The 23,042-nt window shown below is 61.2% G+C and carries 23 protein-coding genes and 1 pseudogene; 17 read left to right on the forward strand and 7 right to left on the reverse strand.

The window, feature by feature from the left end; translation table 11 throughout:
- Window positions 1-14: 14 nt before the first annotated feature.
- Window positions 15-689 carry a DNA repair protein RadC gene (gene radC, locus E1K68_RS27020; RefSeq protein WP_003195479.1) on the reverse strand — a complete coding sequence of 225 codons (675 nt, stop codon included), beginning with the start codon at window positions 687-689 and terminating at the stop codon, window positions 15-17.
- A gap of 142 nt (window positions 690-831) precedes the next feature.
- Between radC and coaBC the strand changes: the two genes are divergently transcribed.
- The 4 genes and pseudogenes from coaBC to argB all read left to right on the forward strand — a co-directional run bounded on the left by coaBC (window position 832) and on the right by argB (window position 5,088).
- Entirely contained in the window at window positions 832-2,040 is a 1,209-nt protein-coding gene (gene coaBC / locus E1K68_RS27025) for a bifunctional phosphopantothenoylcysteine decarboxylase/phosphopantothenate--cysteine ligase CoaBC (RefSeq protein WP_003195481.1), read from the forward strand.
- Window positions 2,041-2,045: 5 nt separating this feature from the next.
- Window positions 2,046-2,501, forward strand: a complete 456-nt coding sequence (dut, locus tag E1K68_RS27030) for a dUTP diphosphatase (protein ID WP_003195482.1) — start codon at window positions 2,046-2,048, stop codon at window positions 2,499-2,501.
- A 248-nt stretch (window positions 2,502-2,749) separates the two neighbouring features.
- Window positions 2,750-4,162, forward strand: a pseudogene (locus E1K68_RS27035) (phosphomannomutase/phosphoglucomutase); the annotation flags it as partial.
- A gap of 20 nt (window positions 4,163-4,182) precedes the next feature.
- Window positions 4,183-5,088, forward strand: coding sequence for an acetylglutamate kinase (gene argB / locus E1K68_RS27040; RefSeq protein ID WP_003195487.1), 906 nt, complete (start codon window positions 4,183-4,185; stop codon window positions 5,086-5,088).
- Window positions 5,089-5,254: 166 nt separating this feature from the next.
- Here the strand turns inward: argB and pyrE are convergent, their stop codons facing one another.
- Entirely contained in the window at window positions 5,255-5,899 is a 645-nt protein-coding gene (gene pyrE, locus E1K68_RS27045) for an orotate phosphoribosyltransferase (RefSeq protein WP_003195489.1), read from the reverse strand.
- A gap of 82 nt (window positions 5,900-5,981) precedes the next feature.
- On the opposite strand from pyrE, the gene E1K68_RS27050 reads away from it, so the two are divergent.
- Window positions 5,982-6,761: an exodeoxyribonuclease III gene (locus E1K68_RS27050; RefSeq protein ID WP_003195493.1), complete on the forward strand. Its 780-nt coding sequence runs from the start codon at window positions 5,982-5,984 to the stop codon at window positions 6,759-6,761.
- Between the two features lie 59 nt (window positions 6,762-6,820).
- On the opposite strand, the gene E1K68_RS27055 is transcribed toward E1K68_RS27050, so the two are convergent.
- Both E1K68_RS27055 and rph read right to left on the reverse strand, forming a co-directional pair.
- The gene (locus E1K68_RS27055; RefSeq protein ID WP_032894534.1) at window positions 6,821-7,189 is read right to left on the reverse strand and encodes a DUF4870 domain-containing protein; all 369 of its coding nucleotides are present in this window, start codon (window positions 7,187-7,189) and stop codon (window positions 6,821-6,823) included.
- 22 nt (window positions 7,190-7,211) lie between these two features.
- On the reverse strand, window positions 7,212-7,934 hold the full coding sequence (rph, locus tag E1K68_RS27060; protein WP_003195497.1) for a ribonuclease PH: 723 nt from the start codon (window positions 7,932-7,934) through the stop codon (window positions 7,212-7,214).
- A 286-nt stretch (window positions 7,935-8,220) separates the two neighbouring features.
- Between rph and E1K68_RS27065 the strand changes: the two genes are divergently transcribed.
- From E1K68_RS27065 to E1K68_RS27090, 6 genes are all read left to right on the forward strand, one after another.
- Window positions 8,221-9,084, forward strand: a complete 864-nt coding sequence (locus E1K68_RS27065) for a YicC/YloC family endoribonuclease (RefSeq protein WP_003195504.1) — start codon at window positions 8,221-8,223, stop codon at window positions 9,082-9,084.
- Window positions 9,085-9,094: 10 nt separating this feature from the next.
- Window positions 9,095-9,715 carry a guanylate kinase gene (gmk, locus tag E1K68_RS27070; RefSeq protein WP_003195506.1) on the forward strand — a complete coding sequence of 207 codons (621 nt, stop codon included), beginning with the start codon at window positions 9,095-9,097 and terminating at the stop codon, window positions 9,713-9,715.
- Window positions 9,716-9,882: 167 nt separating this feature from the next.
- Window positions 9,883-10,146 carry a DNA-directed RNA polymerase subunit omega gene (gene rpoZ / locus E1K68_RS27075; protein ID WP_003195508.1) on the forward strand — a complete coding sequence of 88 codons (264 nt, stop codon included), beginning with the start codon at window positions 9,883-9,885 and terminating at the stop codon, window positions 10,144-10,146.
- Window positions 10,147-10,206: 60 nt separating this feature from the next.
- Window positions 10,207-12,312, forward strand: coding sequence for a bifunctional GTP diphosphokinase/guanosine-3',5'-bis pyrophosphate 3'-pyrophosphohydrolase (gene spoT / locus E1K68_RS27080; protein ID WP_003195510.1), 2,106 nt, complete (start codon window positions 10,207-10,209; stop codon window positions 12,310-12,312).
- A gap of 24 nt (window positions 12,313-12,336) precedes the next feature.
- A complete protein-coding gene (locus E1K68_RS27085; RefSeq protein WP_212614859.1) occupies window positions 12,337-12,717 on the forward strand; it encodes a RidA family protein in 381 nt (126 codons plus the stop codon).
- 56 nt (window positions 12,718-12,773) lie between these two features.
- A complete protein-coding gene (locus E1K68_RS27090) occupies window positions 12,774-13,514 on the forward strand; it encodes a hypothetical protein (protein WP_003195513.1) in 741 nt (246 codons plus the stop codon).
- 65 nt (window positions 13,515-13,579) lie between these two features.
- On the opposite strand, the gene E1K68_RS27095 is transcribed toward E1K68_RS27090, so the two are convergent.
- Window positions 13,580-14,431 carry an SDR family oxidoreductase gene (locus tag E1K68_RS27095; RefSeq protein WP_212614860.1) on the reverse strand — a complete coding sequence of 284 codons (852 nt, stop codon included), beginning with the start codon at window positions 14,429-14,431 and terminating at the stop codon, window positions 13,580-13,582.
- 188 nt (window positions 14,432-14,619) lie between these two features.
- Here E1K68_RS27095 and exbB point away from each other — a divergent pair, with 188 nt between their 5' ends.
- From exbB to E1K68_RS27125, 6 genes are all read left to right on the forward strand, one after another.
- Window positions 14,620-15,603, forward strand: a complete 984-nt coding sequence (gene exbB / locus E1K68_RS27100) for a tonB-system energizer ExbB (protein ID WP_003195517.1) — start codon at window positions 14,620-14,622, stop codon at window positions 15,601-15,603.
- A 6-nt stretch (window positions 15,604-15,609) separates the two neighbouring features.
- Window positions 15,610-16,035 carry a TonB system transport protein ExbD gene (gene exbD, locus E1K68_RS27105; RefSeq protein ID WP_003195519.1) on the forward strand — a complete coding sequence of 142 codons (426 nt, stop codon included), beginning with the start codon at window positions 15,610-15,612 and terminating at the stop codon, window positions 16,033-16,035.
- On the forward strand, window positions 16,032-16,778 hold the full coding sequence (locus tag E1K68_RS27110) for an energy transducer TonB (RefSeq protein WP_003195521.1): 747 nt from the start codon (window positions 16,032-16,034) through the stop codon (window positions 16,776-16,778). The genes exbD and E1K68_RS27110 overlap by 4 nt, the downstream gene beginning before the upstream one ends.
- A gap of 156 nt (window positions 16,779-16,934) precedes the next feature.
- Window positions 16,935-17,855, forward strand: coding sequence for a hydrogen peroxide-inducible genes activator (locus E1K68_RS27115; protein ID WP_003195523.1), 921 nt, complete (start codon window positions 16,935-16,937; stop codon window positions 17,853-17,855).
- Window positions 17,856-17,863: 8 nt separating this feature from the next.
- On the forward strand, window positions 17,864-19,939 hold the full coding sequence (recG, locus tag E1K68_RS27120) for an ATP-dependent DNA helicase RecG (RefSeq protein ID WP_003195525.1): 2,076 nt from the start codon (window positions 17,864-17,866) through the stop codon (window positions 19,937-19,939).
- Between the two features lie 77 nt (window positions 19,940-20,016).
- Window positions 20,017-21,417, forward strand: coding sequence for an aminoacyl-tRNA deacylase and HDOD domain-containing protein (locus tag E1K68_RS27125; RefSeq protein ID WP_003195528.1), 1,401 nt, complete (start codon window positions 20,017-20,019; stop codon window positions 21,415-21,417).
- A gap of 187 nt (window positions 21,418-21,604) precedes the next feature.
- Here E1K68_RS27125 and E1K68_RS27130 read toward each other — a convergent pair whose 3' ends face one another.
- Window positions 21,605-22,081 carry a DUF6392 family protein gene (locus tag E1K68_RS27130; protein WP_034134061.1) on the reverse strand — a complete coding sequence of 159 codons (477 nt, stop codon included), beginning with the start codon at window positions 22,079-22,081 and terminating at the stop codon, window positions 21,605-21,607.
- On the reverse strand, window positions 22,081-23,042 hold a 962-nt coding region (locus E1K68_RS27135), incomplete at its 5' end, for an S-type pyocin domain-containing protein (RefSeq protein WP_212614861.1). The genes E1K68_RS27135 and E1K68_RS27130, both read right to left, overlap by 1 nt.

The raw sequence follows: 23,042 nt of genomic DNA on the forward strand, positions 1-23,042 counted from the left end.
CAGAGGCGGGGTTATTACAGCCAACCGTATTCAGCCATCGACAACGGATCACCATCGCCCACGATGATGTGGTCCAGCACACGCACATCCACCACATCCAGCGCCTTTTGCAGCAATTTGGTCAATTTTCGATCAGCCGCGCTGGGCTCCGCGCTCCCCGACGGGTGGTTGTGACACAGGATCAACGCCGCCGCGTTGTACGCCAAGGCGCGCTTGACCACTTGTCGCGGATAGACAATCGCAGCGTCGATGGTGCCTTGGAACATGGCCTCGAACCCCAGCACCCGATGCTTGGAATCCAGGAACAGGCAACCGAAGATCTCATGGGGCTCATGGCGCAGCAGTGCCTTGAGGTACTCGCGCACGGCCAGCGGGCTTTCCAGCACCGAGTCAGCCCGCAAGCGCTCTGCCAGGTGGCGCCGGGACATTTCCAGCACCGCCTGCAGTTGAGCGAACTTCGCCGGGCCCAGCCCCAGATGCTGGCTAAACAGCGTCTGGCTGGCCTCCAGTAACGGGCGCAGGCCACCGAATTGCGCCAACAGATGGCGCGCCAGGTCGACCGCACTTCGGCCGGCAACCCCCGTACGCAAAAAGATCGCCAACAGTTCGGCATCGGACAGGCTTGCCGCGCCGCCTTCCAACAGCTTCTCCCGCGGACGCTCCGCCACGGGCCAATCACGAATACTCATCCCACCTCCCTGTATCTGCTCCGCTGTTGCCCGGCGGGCGCTGTGTTATCGTAGGGCCCTCTTTTTTGCCGGCGATTTCACCTGGGGAGGGGTCATCGCAGGCGTCACTGAACTGGCATCACTGAACTGGAAAGGCAAACCAATGCAGCGTCTGTATCGGAAACGCATCGTTCTCGGCGTCGGCGGCGGCATTGCCGCCTACAAGAGCGCAGAGTTGGTTCGCAGGCTCCTGGACCAGGGCGCCGAAGTGCGCGTGGTCATGACCCGTGGTGGTAGCGAGTTCATCACCCCGCTGACCATGCAGGCCCTGTCCGGCCACCCGGTTCACCTCGACCTGCTGGACCCGGCAGCAGAAGCCGCCATGGGCCATATCGAACTGGCCAAATGGGCCGACCTGGTGCTGATCGCCCCGGCCACCGCCGACCTGATCGCCCGTCTGGCCCAGGGCATTGCCGATGACCTGCTCACCACCCTGGTATTGGCCACCGACGCCACCGTCGCTATCGCACCGGCCATGAACCAGGCCATGTGGCGCGACCCGGCCACCCAGGCCAATACCCAACTCCTGCAAACCCGTGGCCTCAAGGTGTTCGGCCCGGCGTCCGGCAGCCAGGCCTGCGGCGACGTCGGCCTGGGCCGCATGCTCGAAGCCACGGACCTCGCGCAGTGCGCCGCCGAGTGCTTCCAGCACCTGGCCCTGACCGGCAAGCACGTGCTGATCACCGCCGGCCCAACCCAGGAAAACATCGACCCGGTGCGCTACATCACCAACCATAGCTCAGGAAAAATGGGCTTCGCGTTGGCAGAAGCTGCGGTCGAAGCAGGCGCACGCGTCACACTGATCACCGGTCCCGTGCATCTGCCCACCCCTGATCGCGTCACGCGAATCGACGTAGTCAGCGCTCGGGACATGTTGGCGGCCTGCGAAGCCGCCATCCCCTGCGACCTGTTTATCGCCTCGGCAGCGGTTGCGGATTACCGCCCGGAGGTCGTCGCCCCGCAGAAGCTCAAGAAAGACCCTACGAGCGGCGACGGCCTGCTCCTGCAAATGGTGCGTAACCCAGACATCCTGGCCACCATCGCTACCCGTCCAGACCGCCCGTTCAGCGTCGGCTTCGCTGCCGAGACCGAGCACCTGCTGGACTACGCCGCACGCAAACTGAAAGACAAAAACCTCGACCTGATCGTTGCCAATGATGTCGCCAACCCGAGCATCGGCTTCAACAGCGAGGAAAATGCGTGCAGCGTGATCGACCGCGAACTGCACGCCACCCTTTTCGCCCAGACCAGCAAGGGCAAGATTGCCCGCCAACTGATCTCTTTTATCGCCCAACGGCTGAACCAGGTTTAATCTCCATGCACGCTTTGCAAGCCAAGATCCTCGATCCACGCCTCGGCAACGAGTTCCCCCTGCCGGCCTACGCCACGCCGGGCTCCGCCGGCCTGGACCTGCGCGCCATGCTCAAGGAGGACACCGTCCTTGAGCCGGGCCAGACCATCCTGATTCCCACCGGCCTGTCGATCTATGTCGGCGATCCTGGCTTGGCGGCGCTGATCCTGCCGCGCTCCGGCCTGGGTCACAAACATGGCATCGTGCTCGGCAACCTGGTCGGCCTGATCGATTCGGACTACCAGGGCGAGTTGATGGTGTCGTGCTGGAACCGTGGCCAGACTGCTTTCAACATCGCCATCGGCGAGCGCATCGCCCAGTTGGTACTGGTGCCGGTGGTGCAGGCGCATTTTGAATTGGTGCAGGAATTTGACGAAACCCAACGCGGCGCAGGCGGTTTTGGGCATTCCGGCAGTCACTGACTAAGCTGAACGTGGCCGGACGCCATCGTCCGCCCCCGCGCCACCGCCCGGCTTTTCAGGATGAAGAATGCGCGGAAATAATCATCGAGATTTCTCTAATGAAATCAAAGGACTACGTAAAAACAATGCTAAAGCCAGAGCGCCGATGGCATTTTTACACCACGAACTCTCTGCCGAAAACGCCGTCATACCCTTCAGTTTGAGCCTGCCGGCCAGCCACATCAGGCCAGCCTTGCCCCCTTTCAGATGGAGTTTCCCCCGCGATGAGTACCGCAGCCCGCGTAGCCCCGACCTTTCCCGACAGCATTTTTCGCGCCTATGACATCCGTGGCGTGGTCCCCAAGACCCTGACCGCCGAAACCGCCTACTGGATCGGCCGCGCCATCGGCTCCCAGAGCCTGGCCCAAGGCGAACCCAACGTTTCGGTAGGCCGTGACGGCCGCTTGTCCGGCCCGGAGTTGGTCGAGCAACTGATCCAGGGCCTGGCTGACAGCGGCTGCCACGTCAGCGACGTCGGTCTGGTACCAACCCCCGCGCTGTACTACGCCGCCAACGTACTGGCGGGCAAATCCGGGGTCATGCTTACCGGCAGCCACAATCCGTCGGACTACAACGGCTTCAAGATCGTCATCGCTGGCGACACCCTGGCCAATGAACAGATCCAGGCCCTGCACACCCGCCTGAAGACCAACGACTTGACCAGCGGCACCGGCAGCATCACCAAGGTCGATATCCTCCAGCGCTACTCCGATGAAATCACCCGCGACGTCAAGCTCGCCCGCCGCCTGAAAGTCGTGGTGGACTGCGGCAACGGCGCAGCGGGCGTGATTGCCCCGCAACTGCTCGAAGCCCTGAACTGCGAAGTGATCCCACTGTTCTGCGAAGTGGACGGCAACTTCCCCAACCATCACCCAGACCCAGGCAAGCCGGAAAACCTGGTGGACCTGATCGCCAAGGTCAAGGAAGTGGGCGCCGACGTCGGCCTGGCCTTCGATGGCGACGGCGACCGTGTAGGCGTGGTGACCGAAACCGGCGAGATCGTGTTTCCGGACCGCCTGCTGATGCTGTTTGCCCGTGACGTAGTGGCGCGCAACCCCAACGCCGAGATCATCTTCGACGTGAAATGCACTCGCCGCCTCACGCCATTGATCAAGGAATACGGCGGTCGCCCGCTAATGTGGAAGACCGGTCACTCGTTGATCAAAAAGAAAATGAAGGAAACCGGCGCGCTGTTGGCCGGCGAAATGAGCGGCCACGTGTTCTTCAAGGAGCGCTGGTTCGGGTTTGACGATGGTATTTACAGCGCCGCTCGTCTGCTGGAGATCCTCAGCAAGGAGAAATCCACGGCGCAAGAGCTGTTTCAGACCTTCCCGAATGATATTTCTACGCCTGAGATCAATATCCATGTGACCGAGGAGAGCAAATTCAGCATCATTGACGCATTGCACGATGCGCAATGGGGTGAAGGCGCCAACCTGACCACCATTGATGGTGTGCGAGTCGATTACGCCAAAGGCTGGGGCCTGGTTCGCGCGTCCAACACCACACCGGTGCTGGTCCTGCGTTTCGAGGCGGATACCGAAGCGGAGTTGCAGCGCATCAAGGACGTGTTCCACGCCCAGTTGAAACGTGTTGCCCCTGATCTCCAATTACCGTTCTGATTTTTTGCCCGGAGCCCTGAATGACCCTCGAACGCGAAGCCGCTGCCAACACCGCCAAGGTCCTGTCCGAAGCGTTGCCTTATATTCGACGCTACGTCGGCAAGACGCTGGTGATCAAGTACGGCGGCAATGCCATGGAAAGCGACGAGCTGAAAACCGGCTTTGCTCGCGACATCGTGCTGATGAAGGCCGTAGGGATCAACCCGGTGGTCGTTCACGGCGGCGGCCCGCAAATCGGCGACCTGCTCAAGCGCTTGTCGATCGAGAGTCACTTCATCGATGGCATGCGTGTCACTGACGCGCAAACCATGGACGTGGTGGAAATGGTCCTCGGCGGCCAGGTCAACAAAGACATCGTCAACCTGATCAACCGCCACGGCGGCAGCGCCATCGGCCTGACCGGCAAGGATGCGGAGCTGATCCGTGCGAAAAAGCTCACCGTTACCCGCAAGACACCTGAAATGACCCAGCCGGAAATCATCGACATCGGCCAGGTGGGTGAAGTGGTGGGCGTGAACACCGACCTGCTCAACCTGCTGGTCAAGGGTGACTTCATCCCGGTGATCGCGCCGATCGGCGTGGGCGCCAATGGCGAGTCGTACAACATCAACGCCGACCTGGTGGCGGGCAAAGTGGCAGAAGCGTTGAAGGCTGAAAAGCTGATGCTGCTGACCAACATCGCCGGCCTGATGGACAAGGAAGGCAAGGTACTGACCGGCTTGACCACCCAACAGGTGGACGACCTGATTGCCGACGGCACCATCTACGGCGGCATGCTGCCCAAGATCCGCTGCGCGCTGGAAGCGGTGCAAGGCGGCGTCGGCAGCTCGCTGATCATTGATGGCCGCGTGCCGAATGCGGTGCTGCTGGAAATCTTCACGGATACCGGTATGGGCACGCTGATCAGTAACCGCAAGCGTTCTTAATCGCCGCAAAGCAAAAGGCCCCGCTCAATTGAATTGAGCGGGGCCTTTTGTTTGTACACAGTTCAAATGTGGGAGCTCGCTTGCCTGCGATGACGGCAGTACATTCAAAAATGCACCGCCTGACACACCGCTATCGCGGGCAAGCCTGCTCTCACAGGGGTCAGTGTCAGACGCCGAACTGCTCGCGGTATGCACGCACAGCTGGCAAATGCTGCTTGAGCTGCGGGTCATCTTCCAGGAACTGCAACACCTGGTTCAACGACACGATGCTCACCACCGGAATGCCGAAATCACGCTCCACTTCCTGGATCGCCGACAATTCACCGTTGCCGCGCTCCTGGCGGTTCAAGGCGATCAGCACGCCAGCAGCCTTGGCGCCGTCCTGGGATGCGATGATCTGCATCACTTCACGGATCGCAGTGCCCGCGGTGATCACGTCATCGATGATCAGCACATCGCCGGTCAATGGCGCGCCGACCAGGCTCCCGCCTTCACCATGGGCCTTGGCTTCCTTACGGTTGAAACACCACGGCAAGTCCTGCCCGTGATGCTCCGCCAGGGCGACCGCCGTCGCCGCAGCCAGGGGAATACCCTTGTAGGCCGGGCCAAAGAGTACGTCGAAGGAAATACCGCTCTCAACGATGGCTGCCGCATAGAAACGGCCTAGCTGAGCCAGGGCCGAACCTGAGTTGAACAGGCCCGCATTGAAGAAGTACGGGCTGGTGCGCCCGGACTTGAGGGTGAACTCACCGAAGCGTAAAACGCCGCGATCGATGGCAAAACGAATGAAATCGCGCTGATACGCCTGCATGAAAAAAGCCTCAGATACCACGGATTTAGCTAATTGGGTGGACGGCGTGTATCATACACGCACGCGATTTTTGGGGCCATTTATGCGGATCATCAGTGTGAACGTTAATGGTATTCAGGCTGCAGTCGAGCGTGGTTTGCTCAGTTGGCTGCAAGCACAGAATGCCGACGTCATCTGCCTGCAGGACACCCGTGCCTCCGCCTTTGAACTGGACGACCCAGCCTTCCAACTGGATGGCTACTTCCTTTATGCCTGCGATGCCGAAGTGCCCACCCAAGGTGGCGTGGCTTTGTACTCGCGGTTGCAACCCAAGGCGGTCATCAGCGGCCTCGGCTTCGAGACAGCCGACCGCTACGGGCGTTACCTGCAAGCCGATTTCGACAAGGTCAGCATCGCGACCTTGCTGCTTCCTTCCGGGCAGAACGGCGATGAAGACTTGAACCAGAAATTCAAGCTAATGGACGATTTCGCCCGTTACTTGGATAAACAGCGACGCAAACGTCGCGAGTACATTTATTGTGGCTCGCTGTACGTGGCGCAACAGAAGCTGGATATCAAGAACTGGCGCGACAGCCAGCAATCCCCAGGTTTCCTGGCGCCGGAACGCGCCTGGATGGACGAGATTGTCGGGAACATGGGCTATGTCGATGCCCTGCGCGAAGTCAGCCGCGAAGGCGACCAGTACAGCTGGTGGCCGGATAACGAACAGGCTGAGATGCTCAACCTGGGCTGGCGTTTCGACTACCAGCTGCTGACCCCGGGCCTGCGCCGGTTCGTGCGCAGTGCACGCCTGCCGCGCCAGCCGCGCTTCTCGCAGCACGCGCCGCTGATCGTGGACTACGACTGGACATTGACCATCTGAGGTCATTCTCCAGGCACAAAAAAACCGACAGTGATGTCGGTTTTTTTGTGGCCGCTCGGTTACTTGACCAGGCGCCAGGTCCACGGATACCGGTAGGCAATGCCTTTGTTGGCCTTGATACCGGCGATGATCGTGAGTATCAACGCCCCGATCACCAGCACGGTCATCAGCAAGAAGCCGACCACCACGAAGCCCAGCAGCAGGCACACCAGCCAGGCGATCGCCACGGTGATCTGGAAATTCAGCGCCTCCTTGCCCTGGTCATCGACGAGCGGGTCCATGTCCTTCTTGAACTGCCACAGGATCAACGGCCCCAGCAAGCTGCCGAAGGGGAATACCAACCCCAGGAATGCCGCGAAATGACACAACATTGCCCACTGGCGTACTTCCTTGGACGGTGCCGGAACCGGCAACTGGCTGTCATTCATGGCGCTTCTCCTTGGGGCCGGCTCAGTCAGCCAGCGCGGCGTTCTGCAATTCAAAAATTTCGGTCATGCCCTTCTGGGCCAAGGCCAGCATGGCGTTCAGCTCAGCCGGCTGGAATGGCGCGCCTTCGGCAGTGCCCTGCACTTCAATGAAACCACCGGTGCTGGTCATGACCACGTTGAGGTCGGTCTCGGCGGCCGAGTCTTCCAGGTAGTCCAGGTCCAGCACAGGCTCGCCCTGGTACATGCCAACCGACACAGCGGCGATCATCTGCTTGAGCGGGTCACCCGCTTTCAGGCCGCCACGCTTCTTGATCACTTTCAAAGCGTCAACCAGGGCCACCATGGCGCCGGTAATGGATGCCGTGCGGGTACCGCCGTCAGCCTGGATCACGTCGCAGTCAACATAGAGGGTGACGTCACCCAGCTTGGACATATCCAAAGCGGCACGCAGGGAACGACCGATCAAGCGCTGGATTTCCAGGGTGCGCCCGCCTTGCTTGCCACGGCTGGCTTCACGCTGGTTACGCTCGCCAGTGGCGCGCGGCAGCATGCCGTATTCAGCGGTCAACCAACCCTGGCCCTGGCCCTTGAGGAAGCGCGGCACGCCGTTTTCGACGCTGACAGTGCAGATGACCTTGGTATCGCCAAACTCGACCAGTACAGATCCCTCGGCGTGTTTGGTGTAGTTGCGGGTGATGCGGATCGAGCGGAGCTGATCGGCAGCGCGACCACTTGGACGTTTCATAGGGGATACCTGTACTGAGGACGAAAAACTGCCGAGCATTATAGAGCCGCAAGCCGGTTCGAGGCACTTCTAAAAAATCCGGTTACTAATGCCCGTGTTTGGGTGCCCCCTCCCACTGCGCTACAATCCTGCGCCTCCAGACGGTAGGAGCGAGCTTGCTCGCGAAAAACGTCAACGATTACGGGGCCTTCCTGATTCAACGCGGTGCCCTTGCGTTCTTCGCCAGCCAGCTCGCTCCTACAGGTCGGCCTGGTCAATTTCTATTTATCCAACGCGAGGTACCTCCATGGTGCACAGCATGACCGCCTTCGCCCGTGTCGAAAAAGCCGGGGCCCAAGGCACCCTCAGCTGGGAACTGCGCTCGGTCAACAGCCGTTACCTGGAGCCGCACCTGCGCCTGCCAGAGTCGTTCCGCGACCTCGAAGGAGCGGTGCGTGAAGCGCTGCGCCAGGGGATCTCCCGTGGCAAGCTGGAATGCACCTTGCGCTTTACCGAAGAAACCACCGGCAAGCCGCTGCAGGTTGACCGCGACCGCGCCGCCCAACTGGTGGCCGCGGCCGAAACCATCGCTGGACTGATCAAGCAGCCGGCCGCATTGAACCCTCTGGAAGTATTGGCCTGGCCCGGCGTGCTGGTGGCCGACGCGGCCGACCCGCAGGCCCTGAATGCCGAAGCCCTCGCCCTGTTCAACCAGGGCCTGAAGGAACTCAAGGCCGGCCGCGAGCGCGAAGGCGCCGAGCTGGCGCGCCTGATCAACGAGCGGCTGACGTCGATCGAAGCCGACGTGGTGACCCTGCGCGAACTGGTACCGCAGATGCTCGCCACCCAGCGCCAGAAGGTCCTCGACCGCTTTACCGACATGAAAGCCGACCTCGACCCGACGCGCCTGGAACAGGAAATGGTCCTGCTCGCGCAGAAGAGCGACGTGGCCGAAGAACTCGACCGCCTGAGCACCCATATCCTTGAAGTGCGCCGCGTACTCAAGTCGGGCGGTGCCGCCGGTCGGCGCCTGGACTTCCTGATGCAGGAACTCAACCGCGAAGCCAATACACTGGGCTCCAAGGCGTTCGACCCGCGCAGCACCACGGCGGCGGTCAACCTCAAAGTGTTGATCGAGCAAATGCGCGAACAAGTACAGAATATTGAGTAAGGCACCCTCCATGACCCACAGCACCGGCACCCTTTACATCATTTCCGCCCCTTCGGGCGCGGGCAAGAGCAGCCTGGTCAAGGCCTTGACCGACGCCGACGAGCAGATCCGCATTTCGGTCTCCCACACCACCCGCGCCATGCGCCCGGGCGAGGTAGACGGCGTGCACTATCACTTCGTCGAGCGTACCGAGTTCGTCAAGATGATCGAACACGGTGACTTTCTCGAGCGCGCCGAAGTGTTCGGCAATCTCTATGGCACCTCGCAAAGCCACCTGCAGCAGACCCTGGACGAAGGCCACGACCTGATCCTGGAAATCGACTGGCAGGGCGCCGAACAAGTGCGCCAACTGATGCCCAAGGCGCGCTCCATCTTCATCCTGCCGCCCTCGCTCCAAGCCCTGCACCAGCGCCTGACCAACCGCGGCCAGGACAGCGACGAGATCATCGAGGGGCGCATGCGTGAGGCCGTCAGCGAAATGAGCCACTACGTCGACTACGACTACCTGATCATCAATGATGACTTTGCCCACGCACTGGACGATTTGAAGGCGATTTTCCGCGCCAACCAACTGCAGCAAAAGCGCCAACAGCAACGTTTCGGCAAATTACTCGCCGAATTGCTCGGCTGATTGGCTCTTCCCAAAACAGCTGCAAGGGCCTTACATTGGCACTTGTAGCGGTTTTGCGAAGGCCTGCCAAAAATCAGCGCTTCCCTAAACGCTGGTGATTTTTTAAACTGCTCAGTCCGCTCGCCCAACCGGGCAGCGCGCATCTTGCATTCGCTCCGAGGAATACCATGGCCCGCGTAACCGTTGAAGACTGCCTAGAACACGTGGATAACCGCTTTGAGCTGGTCATGCTCTCTACCAAGCGTGCCCGTCAACTGGCCACTGGCGGCAAAGAGCCCCTGGTCCAGTGGGAAAACGACAAGCCTACCGTTGTAGCCCTGCGTGAAATCGCTGAAGGCCTGATGAGCTACGAGTTCATCGCCAACGCCGAAATCGTTGAAGACGAACCGCTGTTTGCAGCGTTCGAAGGCGAGTCCAACGAGGACGTCTAAGCCTATGCCTGGTCGACGTAGCACGGCGCGGGGTCACAGCCATCGGCAGGAGTTCACACTTTGCCGAGCATAGACGCCCTCGCCGATCGCTTATCGGCCTACCTCGGCGCCGACCAGGTCAACCTGGTTCGCCGAGCGTATTTCTACGCCGAACAAGCCCACGACGGCCAACGCCGCCGTAGCGGCGAGGCGTATGTCACCCATCCTCTTGCGGTGGCCAATATTCTTGCCGACATGCACATGGATCATCAGAGCCTGATGGCCGCGATGCTGCATGACGTGATCGAAGACACCGGCATTGCCAAGGAAGCGCTCAGTGCGCAATTTGGCGAAACCGTGGCCGAACTGGTCGACGGGGTCAGCAAGCTGACCCAGATGAACTTCGAGACCAAGGCCGAAGCCCAGGCGGAAAACTTCCAGAAAATGGCCATGGCCATGGCCCGAGACATTCGGGTGATCCTGGTCAAGCTGGCCGACCGGCTGCACAACATGCGCACGCTGGAAGTGCTGTCCGGCGAAAAACGCCGGCGCATCGCCAAGGAAACCCTGGAAATCTATGCGCCCATCGCCAACCGGCTGGGCATGCACGCCATTCGTATCGAATTCGAAGACCTTGGCTTTAAAGCCATGCACCCCATGCGCTCGGCGCGCATCTACCAGGCGGTCAAGCGCGCACGGGGCAACCGCAAGGAAATCGTCAACAAGATCGAAGAGTCCCTGAGCCATTGCCTGGCGATCGACGAGATCGAGGGCGAGGTCAGCGGCCGGCAGAAGCACATCTATGGCATCTACAAGAAGATGCGCGGCAAGCGTCGCGCCTTCAACGAGATCATGGATGTGTATGCGTTCCGGATCATCGTCGACAAGGTCGATACCTGCTACCGCGTACTAGGCGCTGTACACAATTTGTACAAGCCCCTGCCAGGCCGCTTCAAGGATTACATCGCAATTCCCAAGGCCAACGGCTACCAGTCGCTGCATACCACCCTGTTTGGCATGCACGGCGTGCCGATCGAGATCCAGATCCGCACCCGCGAAATGGAAGAGATGGCCAACAACGGCATCGCCGCCCATTGGCTGTACAAATCCAGCGGCGACGAGCAGCCCAAAGGCACCCATGCCCGTGCGCGCCAATGGGTCAAGGGCGTGCTGGAAATGCAACAACGTGCCGGCAACTCCCTGGAATTTATCGAAAGCGTGAAGATCGACCTGTTCCCGGACGAGGTCTACGTGTTCACGCCTAAAGGTCGGATCATGGAGCTGCCTAAAGGCTCCACGGCGGTCGACTTTGCCTACGCAGTGCACACCGATGTCGGCAACAGCTGCATCGCCTGTCGCATCAACCGGCGCCTGGCCCCGCTGTCCGAACCGCTGCAAAGCGGTTCCACGGTGGAGATCGTCAGCGCACCGGGCGCTCGCCCGAACCCGGCCTGGCTCAACTTTGTGGTCACCGGCAAGGCACGTACGCATATTCGCCACGCGCTGAAATTGCAGCGCCGCTCCGAGTCCATCAGCCTGGGCGAACGCCTGCTGAACAAGGTACTCAACGGCTTCGACAGCGCCCTGGACAAGATCCCGCAAGAGCGCGTGCAAGCGATGCTCCACGAGTACCGCCAGGAAACCATCGAAGACCTGTTGGAAGACATCGGCCTGGGCAACCGCATGGCCTACGTGGTTGCGCGCCGCCTGCTGGGCGAAGGCGAACAGCTGCCGAGCCCGGAAGGCCCGCTGGCGATTCGCGGCACCGAGGGCCTGGTGCTCAGCTACGCCAAATGTTGCACGCCGATCCCGGGCGACCCGATTGTCGGCCACTTGTCCGCAGGCAAAGGCATGGTGGTGCACCTGGACAACTGCCGCAACATCACCGAAATCCGCCACAACCCGGAAAAATGCATCCAGCTCTCGTGGGCCAAGGATGTCACCGGCGAATTCAACGTCGAGCTGCGGGTGGAGCTGGAACACCAGCGCGGCCTGATCGCCCTGCTGGCCAGCAGCGTCAACGCCGCCGACGGTAATATCGAGAAAATCAGCATGGACGAACGCGATGGTCGCATCAGCGTGGTCCAACTGGTGGTCAGCGTGCACGACCGCGTGCACCTGGCCCGCGTGATCAAAAAGTTGCGCGCCTTGACCGGTGTGATCCGCATCACCCGCATGCGTGCATAACCGATCCATTACAAGGAGTCATTCATGACCAAGACAGTTATCACCAGCGATAAAGCTCCAGCTGCCATCGGCACTTATTCCCAGGCGATCAAGGCGGGCAACACCGTCTACATGTCCGGCCAGATCCCGCTGGACCCAAAGACCATGGAACTGGTTGAAAGCTTCGAAGCCCAGACCGTACAGGTCTTTGAAAACCTCAAGTCCGTGGCTGAAGCTGCCGGCGGTTCGTTCAAGGACATCGTCAAGCTGAACATCTTCCTCACTGACCTCAGCCACTTCGCCAAGGTCAACGAGATCATGGGCAAGTACTTCGAACAACCTTACCCAGCCCGCGCCGCCATCGGCGTTGCCGCCTTGCCAAAGGGCGCACAGGTTGAGATGGACGCCATTCTGGTCATCGAGTAAAACACCCGGCGCAGCCCCAACAGGCTGCGCCGACTTCGTTTCAGAAGGATTTCGTAATGCGCAAAGCGCTTGTAGCCTCCTCGTTGCTCGCCCTGTTGCTCGGCGGCTGCGCCAGCAACCCCGCCGACCTGGATGTGAGCGGCACCTGGATCAACCAGGCCGCCATCGACGCGGCAGCCAAGGGCGGCCCTTTGCGTGAAGCCCTGCAATCCTATGGCCCCAACCTTGAGTGGGAGGTCAACACCAAGGCCTTGCAGGCGCGCTACTACAACGGTTTTGAAGTGGCGGAAGGCAAGTTGTCGGGTGAAAAACCCGGCGCGTGGAACGTGGACTTCTATGGCAGCTCTGCCACCGAACTCAAACGCAAAGGCAAGCAACTGCTGCAAGTGGCCAACGACAATGAGCCCGAGCAGCTGTTTGCCCGCGCCAAAGACCCGGCCCCAGAAGGCGCGCCACTGGGCGCCAACTTCGAACGCGCACTTTACGCGGCCTACATGGGCGGCGACTGGAAGATCAGCGACGGCACCGGCAGCGGCGCCACGGTGCAGTTCCAGGCTGACGGCAAGGTCGCCGGCCTGCCGGGGGTTGATCGTTATTCACTCTGCCTGGCAGGCGACTGCGCCTCCATGAGCGGCGGCTATGACAGCATCTGGCTGCAACTGAACGGCCAGGGCAACCCTTGGATCTTCGCGCGCAAGGGTGAGCAACTGGAGATCTTCCAGGCGATCAATACCGCGCAGGCCGATGAAGTGCCTTCGTTTACGCCAGGCCCGCGCCAATGGCTGCTTGAAAAGTAATAAAAGCCTCACACAAATCCAAATGTGGGAGCTGGCTTGCCTGCTCCCACATTTTTTGCCGCGCTTCAGCCTTTCAGAATCGCCGCATAGCCTTCCCGGTAAGTCGGGTATGTCGGCATCCAGCCAAGCGCCTTGATACGCGCATTACTGCACTGTTTGCTGCCAGCACGGCGCACACTTGCATCTTCAGCCCACTCGGTCACACCCAGGTACTCGCGCAACCAGGCCACCACCTCGGCCAGTGGTGCCGGCGCATCGTCAACGCCGATATAGAACTTGTCCAGCGAACCGCCTTTTTCCACATGCCGCAGCAAAAAGGCGAGCAGGCCCGCGGCGTCATCGGCGTGGATACGGTTGCCATACAACGGCGGGTCAACCGCTACGCGATAGCCTTGGCGAACCTGAGTGAGCAGCCATTCACGACCCGGGCCGTAAATCCCGGTCAGTCGCACGATGGTCGCTGGAATACCGCTGTTGAGCGCCACCTGTTCAGCCTCCAGCATCACCTGCCCGGAATAGCCCTTCGCTTGCGTCTCGGACGTTTCGTCGACCCACTCGCCGTTTTGCTGCCCATACACACTGCTGCTGGAGACAAACAGCAAATGCTTGGGCGTCTGGCCGTAGTCTTCCAGCCACTCCAGCACATGCAGCAACCCTTGCACGTAGGCGGCGCGATAGCCGGCTTCGTCGTGGTCAGTGGCAGCGGCGCAGTACACCAGGTAATCCACCCCGCCGATGGGCCAGGTGTCAGGGCAGTCCTTTTTGAACAGGTCGCCGGCGATGCCGATCACCCCGTCGGGCAGGCGCGAAATATCGCGGCGCAGGCCGTGAACCTCCCATTCCGAGGCCAGCAATTGGCTAGCCAGCCGACTACCCACATCACCGCAACCGGCAATCACAACAGAAGGCACAGACATCACAAAACTCCATTCTCAAAGGCGCAGATTAGCCGCGCGAGTGGATCAACGGCCAGTAAAAAGCGAAATAAAGTAACAGTGCCACTTTAGTTAACAAGAATTACTTGCAATAATAACCGCCCATTTGTCCTCGACCCGAAATGGTCTGGAAGGACGATCACCCATTTTTTCTCTCAGGTCCGGCCAGCATGACACGTCATACAAACCCCGCTTCGCCAACCAAGCTTCACAGTCCCTCCCGCGCCTGGCGTGCGATTGCTGCGATGCTGTTCAGCGTGCTGCTGGCACCGACCGCCGCATTCGCTGACGCCACCGCTCCCGCCGCTCCAGCAGCCGCCGAGCAAAATGCCGCGACCCCGGCAGCGCCTGCCGTCGCGCCAGTGGCCACCGACCCGGCCCAGGCCGCCGGCGCTGCCGCACCTGCCGACGAAACCGGCGTGGTGCTGGAAGAAGACAACACCCTGGGCATGGCCCACGACCTGTCGCCATGGGGCATGTACCAGAATGCCGACGTGGTAGTGAAGGCTGTGATGATCGGCCTGGCCATCGCCTCGATCATCACCTGGACCATCTGGATTGCCAAAGGCTTCGAGCTGTTGGGCGCCAAGCGTCGTCTGCGTGCTGAAATCGTCCACCTGAAAAAAGCCACCACCCTCAAGGAAGCGAGCGAAACCGCGACCAAGAAGGGCACCCTGGCCAACCTGCTGGTGCACGACGCGCTGGAAGAAATGCGCCTGTCGGCCAACACTCGCGAAAAAGAAGGCATCAAGGAACGCGTCAGCTTCCGCCTGGAGCGCCTGGTTGCCGCCTGTGGCCGCAACATGAGCAGCGGCACCGGCGTACTCGCCACCATCGGTTCCACCGCGCCCTTCGTCGGCCTGTTCGGTACCGTGTGGGGCATCATGAACAGCTTCATCGGCATCGCCAAAACCCAGACCACCAACCTCGCCGTCGTTGCCCCCGGCATCGCCGAAGCCCTGCTGGCGACCGCCCTGGGCCTGGTTGCCGCGATTCCTGCGGTGGTCATCTACAACGTCTTCGCCCGTTCGATTGCCGGCTACAAGGCCCAGGTGTCGGATGCATCGGCTGAAGTCCTGTTGCTGGTCAGCCGTGACCTCGATCACCTGCCTACCGAGCGCAGCTCGCAACCGCACATGGTGAAAGTGGGGTAATCGGCCATGGGCCTGCATTTGAATCAAGGCGACGACGAACTCGTCGAGAACCACGAAATCAACGTCACGCCGTTTATCGACGTGATGCTGGTGCTGCTGATCATCTTCATGGTGGCGGCTCCGCTGGCGACCGTGGACATCAAGGTGGACCTGCCTGCGTCCAGCGCCAAGCCGGCGCCGCGGCCAGAGAAACCGATCTTCCTCAGCGTCAAGGCGGACCAACGCCTGTTCCTGGGCGAAGAAGAAGTCAAGGCTGAAACCCTGGGGCCGGTGCTGGATGCCAAGACCCAAGGCAAGAAAGACACGACGATCTTCTTCCAGGCCGACAAAGGCGTGGACTATGGCGACCTGATGAGCGTGATGGATGCCCTGCGGGCTGCCGGCTACCTCAAGGTAGGCCTGGTCGGACTTGAGACGGCAGCCAAGAAATGATCACGACGCGCCACAAACTGACGCGTTATGGCACCAGCCTCGCCGTCGTGCTGGGCGTGCATGCCGTCGCGATCATCATCGCGCTCCAATGGTCCGCGCCGCAGGCGATCCAGCTGCCACCCGCCGCCATGGTCATCGACCTGGCGCCGCTGCCAGCACCGCCGCCGCCTCCAGCGCCGCCCAAGGTCGTTGCGCCGCCGCCACCACCGGTCGAAGAGCTGCCCCTGCCGAAGCTGGCCGAGGCGCCCAAGCCAACGATCCAGGTGCCCAAGCCGGTCAAGCCCAAGCCTAAGCCACAACCGCCAAAGCCGGTGGAGAAGAAGCCCGAGCCGCCCAAGGAGAAACCTTCCGAGGAGCCACCGAGCGAAACGCCGCCGAGCAACGCACCTGCGCAGAAGTCCGCACAGCCTACGCCGGGCCCATCGGCACAGCAGCTGGCCGCCCAGGCTTCCTGGCAAAGCACATTGCTGGCGCATCTGCAGAAGTACAAGAAGTACCCGCCTGGCGCCCAACGCAGTGGCAAGGAAGGTATGAACCGCTTGCGCTTCGTGGTCGATGGTGAAGGCAATGTGCTGTCTTACGAACTGGAAGGCCGCTCCGGCAACGCCGACCTGGACCGTGCAACCCTTGAGATGATCCGCAAGGCTCAGCCGCTACCCAAGCCGCCTGCGGACCTGTTGAAAAACGGCAGCGTCGAACTGGTCGCGCCGTTCGTTTACAACATCGACAAGCGTCGCCGCTGACAGAGTACTGTGGGAGGGACTTGCTCCCTCCCGCATGTGCTTTATTACCTCAGCAAAATTCCGACATTCCCCACTCAATCCCCAGCAAAGTTCTGATAACGTGCGTCTATCGATTGCAGCCGGTATGCTTGGCCCGCAACCTCATGGACGCCCGCTATGACTCTTACAGAATTACGCTACATCGTGACCCTCGCCCAAGAACAGCACTTCGGCCATGCAGCCGAACGTTGCCACGTCAGCCAGCCGACGCTGTCGGTGGGTGTGAAAAAGCTTGAAGACGAACTCGGTGTGCTGATTTTCGAGCGCAGCAAGAGCGCCGTGCGTCTCACCCCGGTGGGCGAAGGCATCGTTGCCCAGGCCCAGAAGGTCCTGGAACAGGCGCAAAGCATTCGCGAACTGGCCCAGGCCGGCAAGAACCAGCTGACCGCACCGCTCAAAGTCGGCGCCATCTACACGGTCGGCCCGTACCTGTTCCCGCACCTTATTCCGCAACTGCACCGCGTCGCGCCGCAGATGCCGCTGTATATCGAAGAAAACTTCACCCACGTGCTGCGCGACAAACTGCGCAACGGCGAGCTGGACGCGATCATCATCGCCCTGCCCTTCAACGAGGCGGACGTGCTGACCCTGCCGCTCTACGACGAGCCGTTCTACGTGCTGATGCCGGCCTCCCACCCGTGGACCAAGAAGGACACCATCGACGCCGGCCTGCTCAATGACAAGAGCCTGCTGCTGCTCGGTGAAGGTCACTGCTTCCGCGACCAGGTGCTGGAAGCCTGCCCGACCCTGACCAAGGGCAACGACGGCGCCAAGCACACCACGGTGGAATCCAGCTCCCTGGAAACCATTCGCCATATGGTCGCGTCCGGCCTGGGCATCTCGATCCTGCCGCTGTCTGCGGTAGACAGCCATCACTACGCCCAGGGCGTGATCGAAGTGCGCCCACTCACGCCGCCCGTGCCGTTCCGTACCGTGGCGATTGCCTGGCGCGCCAGCTTCCCGCGCCCCAAAGCGATTGAGATCCTCGCGGACTCGATCCGCCTGTGTTCGGTGGCCAAGCCGCCCGTTGCGAGCTAAGCCACGGTATGACTGAGCTGTCGCAGGTGTCGGTGACGGCACTCAAGGGTGTCGGTGAGGCCATGGCCGAGAAGCTGGCCAAGGTCGGCCTGGAGAACCTTCAGGACGTGCTTTTCCACCTGCCCCTGCGCTACCAGGACCGCACCCGCGTGGTGCCCATCGGTCATTTGCGCCCTGGGCAGGACGCGGTGATCGAAGGCACCGTAAGCGGCGCCGACGTGGTGATGGGCAAGCGCCGCAGCCTGGTGGTGCGTCTGCAGGATGGTACCGGTGGCTTGAGCCTGCGCTTCTACCACTTCAGCAACGCACAGAAAGAAGGCCTCAAGCGTGGCACCCGCGTGCGCTGTTACGGCGAGGCACGCCCAGGCGCCTCTGGCCTGGAAATCTACCACCCGGAATACCGCGCCATTACCGGCGATGAGCCGCCACCGGTGGACACCACGCTCACGCCGATCTACCCGCTGACCGAGGGCCTGACCCAGCAACGTCTGCGCCAGTTGTGCATGCAGACCCTGACCATGCTCGGCCCGCAAAGCCTGCCCGATTGGCTGCCCCTGGAGCTGGCCCGCGACTATCAATTGGCGCCCCTGGCCGATGCGATTCGGTATTTGCATCACCCGCCCGCCGATGCCGATGTGGACGAACTCGCCCTCGGCCATCATTGGGCCCAGCATCGCCTGGCCTTTGAAGAACTGCTCACGCACCAGCTGTCCCAGCAACGCCTGCGCGAAAGCATGCGTTCCCTGCGCGCCCCGGCGATGCCCAAGGCCACGCGGCTGCCTGCGCAATACCTGGCCAACCTCGGCTTTGCACCCACCGGCGCGCAACAGCGCGTGGGCAATGAAATCGCCTACGACCTCAGCCAGCAAGAGCCGATGCTGCGGCTCATCCAGGGTGACGTAGGCGCTGGCAAGACCGTGGTGGCCGCCCTCGCCGCCCTGCAAGCCCTGGAAGCTGGCTATCAGGTGGCGCTGATGGCACCCACGGAAATCCTCGCCGAACAACACTTCATCACCTTCAAGCGCTGGCTCGAACCCCTGGGCCTGGAGGTGGCGTGGCTGGCTGGCAAGCTCAAAGGCAAGAACCGCGTGGCCGCCCTGGAACAGATCGCCGCCGGCGCACCGATGGTGGTGGGCACCCATGCACTGTTCCAGGACGAAGTGCAGTTCAAGAACCTCGCGCTGGTGATCATCGACGAACAGCACCGCTTTGGCGTGCAACAGCGCCTGGCCCTGCGCCAGAAAGGCGTGGGCGGGCGCATGAACCCGCACCAGTTGATCATGACCGCCACGCCGATCCCACGCACCCTGGCCATGAGCGCCTACGCCGACCTCGACACCTCGATCCTCGACGAACTGCCGCCAGGGCGAACGCCGGTCAACACCGTGCTGGTCACCGACACGCGGCGGGTCGAAGTGATCGAGCGCGTGCGCGGTGCCTGCGCCGAAGGCCGCCAGGCGTACTGGGTGTGCACACTGATCGAAGAGTCCGAAGAACTGACCTGCCAGGCCGCCGAAACTACCTATGAAGACCTCACCAGCGCCTTGGGTGAGCTCAAGGTCGGGTTGATCCATGGCCGTATGAAGCCGGCGGAAAAAGCCGCGGTGATGGCCGAGTTCAAGGCCGGCAACCTGCAATTACTGGTGGCCACCACCGTGATTGAAGTGGGCGTGGACGTTCCCAACGCCAGCCTGATGATCATCGAAAACCCCGAGCGCCTGGGCCTGGCGCAACTGCACCAGCTGCGCGGGCGGGTGGGCCGGGGCAGCGCCGCCAGCCACTGCGTGTTGCTCTATCACCCGCCACTGTCGCAGATCGGTCGCCAGCGCCTGGGCATCATGCGCGAAACCAACGACGGTTTTGTCATCGCCGAAAAAGACCTCGAACTGCGCGGCCCCGGTGAAATGCTCGGCACGCGCCAGACCGGCCTGCTTCAATTCAAGGTCGCCGACCTGATGCGCGATGCCGACCTGCTGCCCGCCGTGCGCGATGCTGCGCAAGCCTTGCTCGAACGTTGGCCCGATCACGTCAGCCCCTTGCTCAACCGCTGGCTGCGCCACGGCCAGCAATACGGTCAAGTGTGACGCCTGACGCACTTATCCGACCAACACCCGTATCAAGCTGGTTATACTCCAATGACTGTAAGAAATTGGATCAGGCCATGTCAGAAGTTGCCCTCGCCACAGCCCCACTGACCGCCCCGCCGGTCATTCGGGCGCTGCTCGCAAAGCTCGCCATCCCCTACACGGAAGTCCTCGAACAGCCTGGCCTGAACCCTGCCCGAAAGGTCCAGGCGGTATTGCTTGAGGATGCGGTTGGCGCGCTCATGGTGCTGTTCCCCCAAAGCCAGTTGCTGGACCTCAACCGCCTCGCCGAACTCACCGGTCGCCGCCTCACGGCCGTAGCCCCCGAGCGGGTCGAGCGCATGCTGGGCAAGCATGACCTGAGCCTGCTGCCAGGCTTGCCGCCACTGACCAGTTCGCCATGCCTGTACGAAGGCCGTATGCTCAATGAGCCGAGCCTGCTGGTGCATTCGGGCGAAGCCGGGCTGTTGCTGGAAATCCCCACCGACGCCTTCAAGAGCCTGCTCACCAAGGCCAGCGCCGCGCAGTTCGGTGAACCGTTGAGCAACATCCGCCCGAACCTCGACCGCCCCAATGATGACCGCGAGGAAATCACCCAGGCGATGCAAGCCTTCACCGCGCGCCGTATCCAGCAACGCCTGGAAGCGACCATCGAGATTCCGCCGCTGGCCGACACCGCACAGAAGATCATCAAGCTGCGTGTCGACCCCAACGCCACCATCGACGACATTACTGGCGTGGTGGAAACCGACCCGGCCCTTGCCGCCCAGGTCGTCAGCTGGGCCGCGTCGCCCTACTACGCCTCGCCGGGCAAGATCCGCTCAGTCGAAGACGCCATCGTGCGCGTATTGGGCTTTGATCTGGTAATCAACCTGGCCCTGGGCCTGGCCCTGGGCAAAACCCTGAGCCTGCCCAAGGACCGCCCGCACCTGTCCACGCCGTACTGGCACCAGTCGATCTACACCGCCGCTGTGATTGAGGGCCTGACCCGCGCCATGCCCCGCGCCCAGCGCCCGGAGGCCGGCCTGACCTACCTGGCAGGTTTGCTGCACAACTTCGGCTACCTGCTGCTGGCCCACGTGTTTCCGCCGCACTTCTCGCTGATCTGCCGGCACCTGGAGGTCAACCCGCACCTGTGCCACAGCTACGTCGAGCAACACTTGCTGGGCATCAGCCGCGAACAGATCGGCGCCTGGTTGATGCGTTACTGGGACATGCCGGACGAACTGTGCACCGCCCTGCGCTTCCAGCACGACCCCACGTATGACGGGCAATACGCCGAATACCCGAACCTGGTGTGCCTGGCGGTGCGCCTGTTGCGCAGCCGGGGGATTGGCTCCGGGCCGGATGAATCCATTCCGGACGCACTGCTTGAGCGCCTGGGTTTGAGCCGCGAGAAGGCGGAGGATGTGGTGGGTAAAGTGTTGGATGCCGAGGTGCTGTTGCGCGAATTGGCTTCGCAGTTCAGTCAGGGATAGACCTGCTGCCTGTTACACCGCTATCGCAGGCAAGCCAGCTCCCACAGTTGACCGTATTTCAAAGTTGGAACGCGGTCACTGTGGGAGCTGGCTTGCCTGCGATGAATCCAACGCGGTGCATCTGAACGCTCTACGTCTTTGACGCTCGTTCCCACGCGGGGCGAACCAGTTGGGAACAGAACGCAGATCAGTCGTGGTTCTTATCAATCAATGTAAACACCAACGCTTTTACCTGAAAAGTGGAGGTGTACTTGCAAACCAGCTTGGTATTCGGATGTGTGCTTGGATCAAGATGATAGGCATCCCACCCTCCAGTCATACCCCCGGGCTGTGGCATTTTTACAGGAACACCTGATTCTACAGGGACGCCGAAATGCGACCGAATGTCGGATTTCGTCATCGTAGAAGCGAGAGGTTTGGGCAGCTCGCCCTTATATTCCAATGTCGACGGAGTGCTTTTAATCAGAGTGATGAACAGCGCTTCCAATCGCTTGGTTTCTGCCCAAAAACTCAGGGAAAGTCCCCATGCAGGTTCTAAGTGCAGGCGATCCCGCCCGTCATAAAGTTCTTGTAATGGCTGGTTCGGTATCAGCCCTTCGGTAATCAAATCTTCGTAGCGTTTGCCCAGATTTCTGATCCAGCCATTAATAGTTTGCGCACTCATCAATACCACCCCTGTTCTTTACTGAGCCTATGCAGTTGCTCCCGAGCCACTTCGACGTCTGCTTCGGTGAAGCCTTCCTCCAGAAGTCCGCGTTTAATCGCATTGAAGTTGCTGTCCACCGCGGCCCTCAGGTCGGAGGCATCCTGCATCTGCTTTGCTTTGGTACTACGCCCGCCGTAGGTCTCACTATATTTTTGGTGGACTCGGGCAGGAATAGCGATGCTTGGGGCTCGCCGAAGGTAATCCCTTATTTCCCGTGGATCCATTTCTCCGTCAAGTTTTAGCAGAACAGCTTCAAGCACTTTACGAGCCGAAAGATGATCGATGTCATAGCCGTCTTTGATGCTGCGACTGCTCAAGTCGTCATATGGCCCAACTTCCAGTGGGTGAACCATTGGCTTGGCAAACACCAAATACAACGGCGGCATACCCGAGTCAGCAGGAAACGAAATGATCGTATCCTGCCAGGTAACTTCGTTAGCTTCCCGGCCAGGGTAGTGGCTGATTGCCGAGTCTTGCCCCACTGCAATCGGATGAACGAACAAATTATCCAGACGTTCCTGTGCACCCGGATACGGACTCGGCGCGTTGACCACCGGCCCATGGTTCGGCGTCCATGTGATGCTGATGCCATCCAGCACCGCCACCATCGCGCTTTTGTCCACATTCCACCGGGCTTGTGCAACCGGCACACGGTCAGCGCCACTGCCAGGTTGGGTATGTAGGCCATAAACACGCAGTTCACCGGACTCATCCTGGCGAAACTGGAAACGCACTCGCGTGCTGGCCAAACGCATCCCCTCCAACTGCTCCGGGGTGTAAAGCGTTGAGTCACCGATATCCCGTGGCCAGAATGCCAGCAGCACGAGGTTGAGGGCGGAACTGGCGCCGGCCAAGCCTCGTACAGCCCAGGCACCGAGGTCGCTGCCGAGTGTGCCGGCTACCCTGCCGACGGCGCCCG

The organism is Pseudomonas sp. B2021 (assembly GCF_018135665.1).
GTDB lineage: Bacteria > Pseudomonadota > Gammaproteobacteria > Pseudomonadales > Pseudomonadaceae > Aquipseudomonas > Aquipseudomonas lactis.

Excerpts from the sequence above, each read along its gene's own strand:
- radC (WP_003195479.1), bottom strand. The coding sequence starts at position 689 with ATGAGTATTCGTGATTGGCCCGTGGCGGAGCGTCCGCGGGAGAAGCTG.
- coaBC (WP_003195481.1), top strand. The coding sequence starts at position 832 with ATGCAGCGTCTGTATCGGAAACGCATCGTTCTCGGCGTCGGCGGCGGC.
- dut (WP_003195482.1), top strand. The coding sequence starts at position 2,046 with ATGCACGCTTTGCAAGCCAAGATCCTCGATCCACGCCTCGGCAACGAG.
- argB (WP_003195487.1), top strand. The coding sequence starts at position 4,183 with ATGACCCTCGAACGCGAAGCCGCTGCCAACACCGCCAAGGTCCTGTCC.
- pyrE (WP_003195489.1), bottom strand. The coding sequence starts at position 5,899 with ATGCAGGCGTATCAGCGCGATTTCATTCGTTTTGCCATCGATCGCGGC.
- E1K68_RS27050 (WP_003195493.1), top strand. The coding sequence starts at position 5,982 with ATGCGGATCATCAGTGTGAACGTTAATGGTATTCAGGCTGCAGTCGAG.
- E1K68_RS27055 (WP_032894534.1), bottom strand. The coding sequence starts at position 7,189 with ATGAATGACAGCCAGTTGCCGGTTCCGGCACCGTCCAAGGAAGTACGC.
- rph (WP_003195497.1), bottom strand. The coding sequence starts at position 7,934 with ATGAAACGTCCAAGTGGTCGCGCTGCCGATCAGCTCCGCTCGATCCGC.
- E1K68_RS27065 (WP_003195504.1), top strand. The coding sequence starts at position 8,221 with ATGGTGCACAGCATGACCGCCTTCGCCCGTGTCGAAAAAGCCGGGGCC.
- gmk (WP_003195506.1), top strand. The coding sequence starts at position 9,095 with ATGACCCACAGCACCGGCACCCTTTACATCATTTCCGCCCCTTCGGGC.
- rpoZ (WP_003195508.1), top strand. The coding sequence starts at position 9,883 with ATGGCCCGCGTAACCGTTGAAGACTGCCTAGAACACGTGGATAACCGC.
- E1K68_RS27085 (WP_212614859.1), top strand. The coding sequence starts at position 12,337 with ATGACCAAGACAGTTATCACCAGCGATAAAGCTCCAGCTGCCATCGGC.
- E1K68_RS27090 (WP_003195513.1), top strand. The coding sequence starts at position 12,774 with ATGCGCAAAGCGCTTGTAGCCTCCTCGTTGCTCGCCCTGTTGCTCGGC.
- E1K68_RS27095 (WP_212614860.1), bottom strand. The coding sequence starts at position 14,431 with ATGTCTGTGCCTTCTGTTGTGATTGCCGGTTGCGGTGATGTGGGTAGT.
- exbB (WP_003195517.1), top strand. The coding sequence starts at position 14,620 with ATGACACGTCATACAAACCCCGCTTCGCCAACCAAGCTTCACAGTCCC.
- exbD (WP_003195519.1), top strand. The coding sequence starts at position 15,610 with ATGGGCCTGCATTTGAATCAAGGCGACGACGAACTCGTCGAGAACCAC.
- E1K68_RS27110 (WP_003195521.1), top strand. The coding sequence starts at position 16,032 with ATGATCACGACGCGCCACAAACTGACGCGTTATGGCACCAGCCTCGCC.
- E1K68_RS27115 (WP_003195523.1), top strand. The coding sequence starts at position 16,935 with ATGACTCTTACAGAATTACGCTACATCGTGACCCTCGCCCAAGAACAG.
- recG (WP_003195525.1), top strand. The coding sequence starts at position 17,864 with ATGACTGAGCTGTCGCAGGTGTCGGTGACGGCACTCAAGGGTGTCGGT.
- E1K68_RS27125 (WP_003195528.1), top strand. The coding sequence starts at position 20,017 with ATGTCAGAAGTTGCCCTCGCCACAGCCCCACTGACCGCCCCGCCGGTC.
- E1K68_RS27130 (WP_034134061.1), bottom strand. The coding sequence starts at position 22,081 with ATGAGTGCGCAAACTATTAATGGCTGGATCAGAAATCTGGGCAAACGC.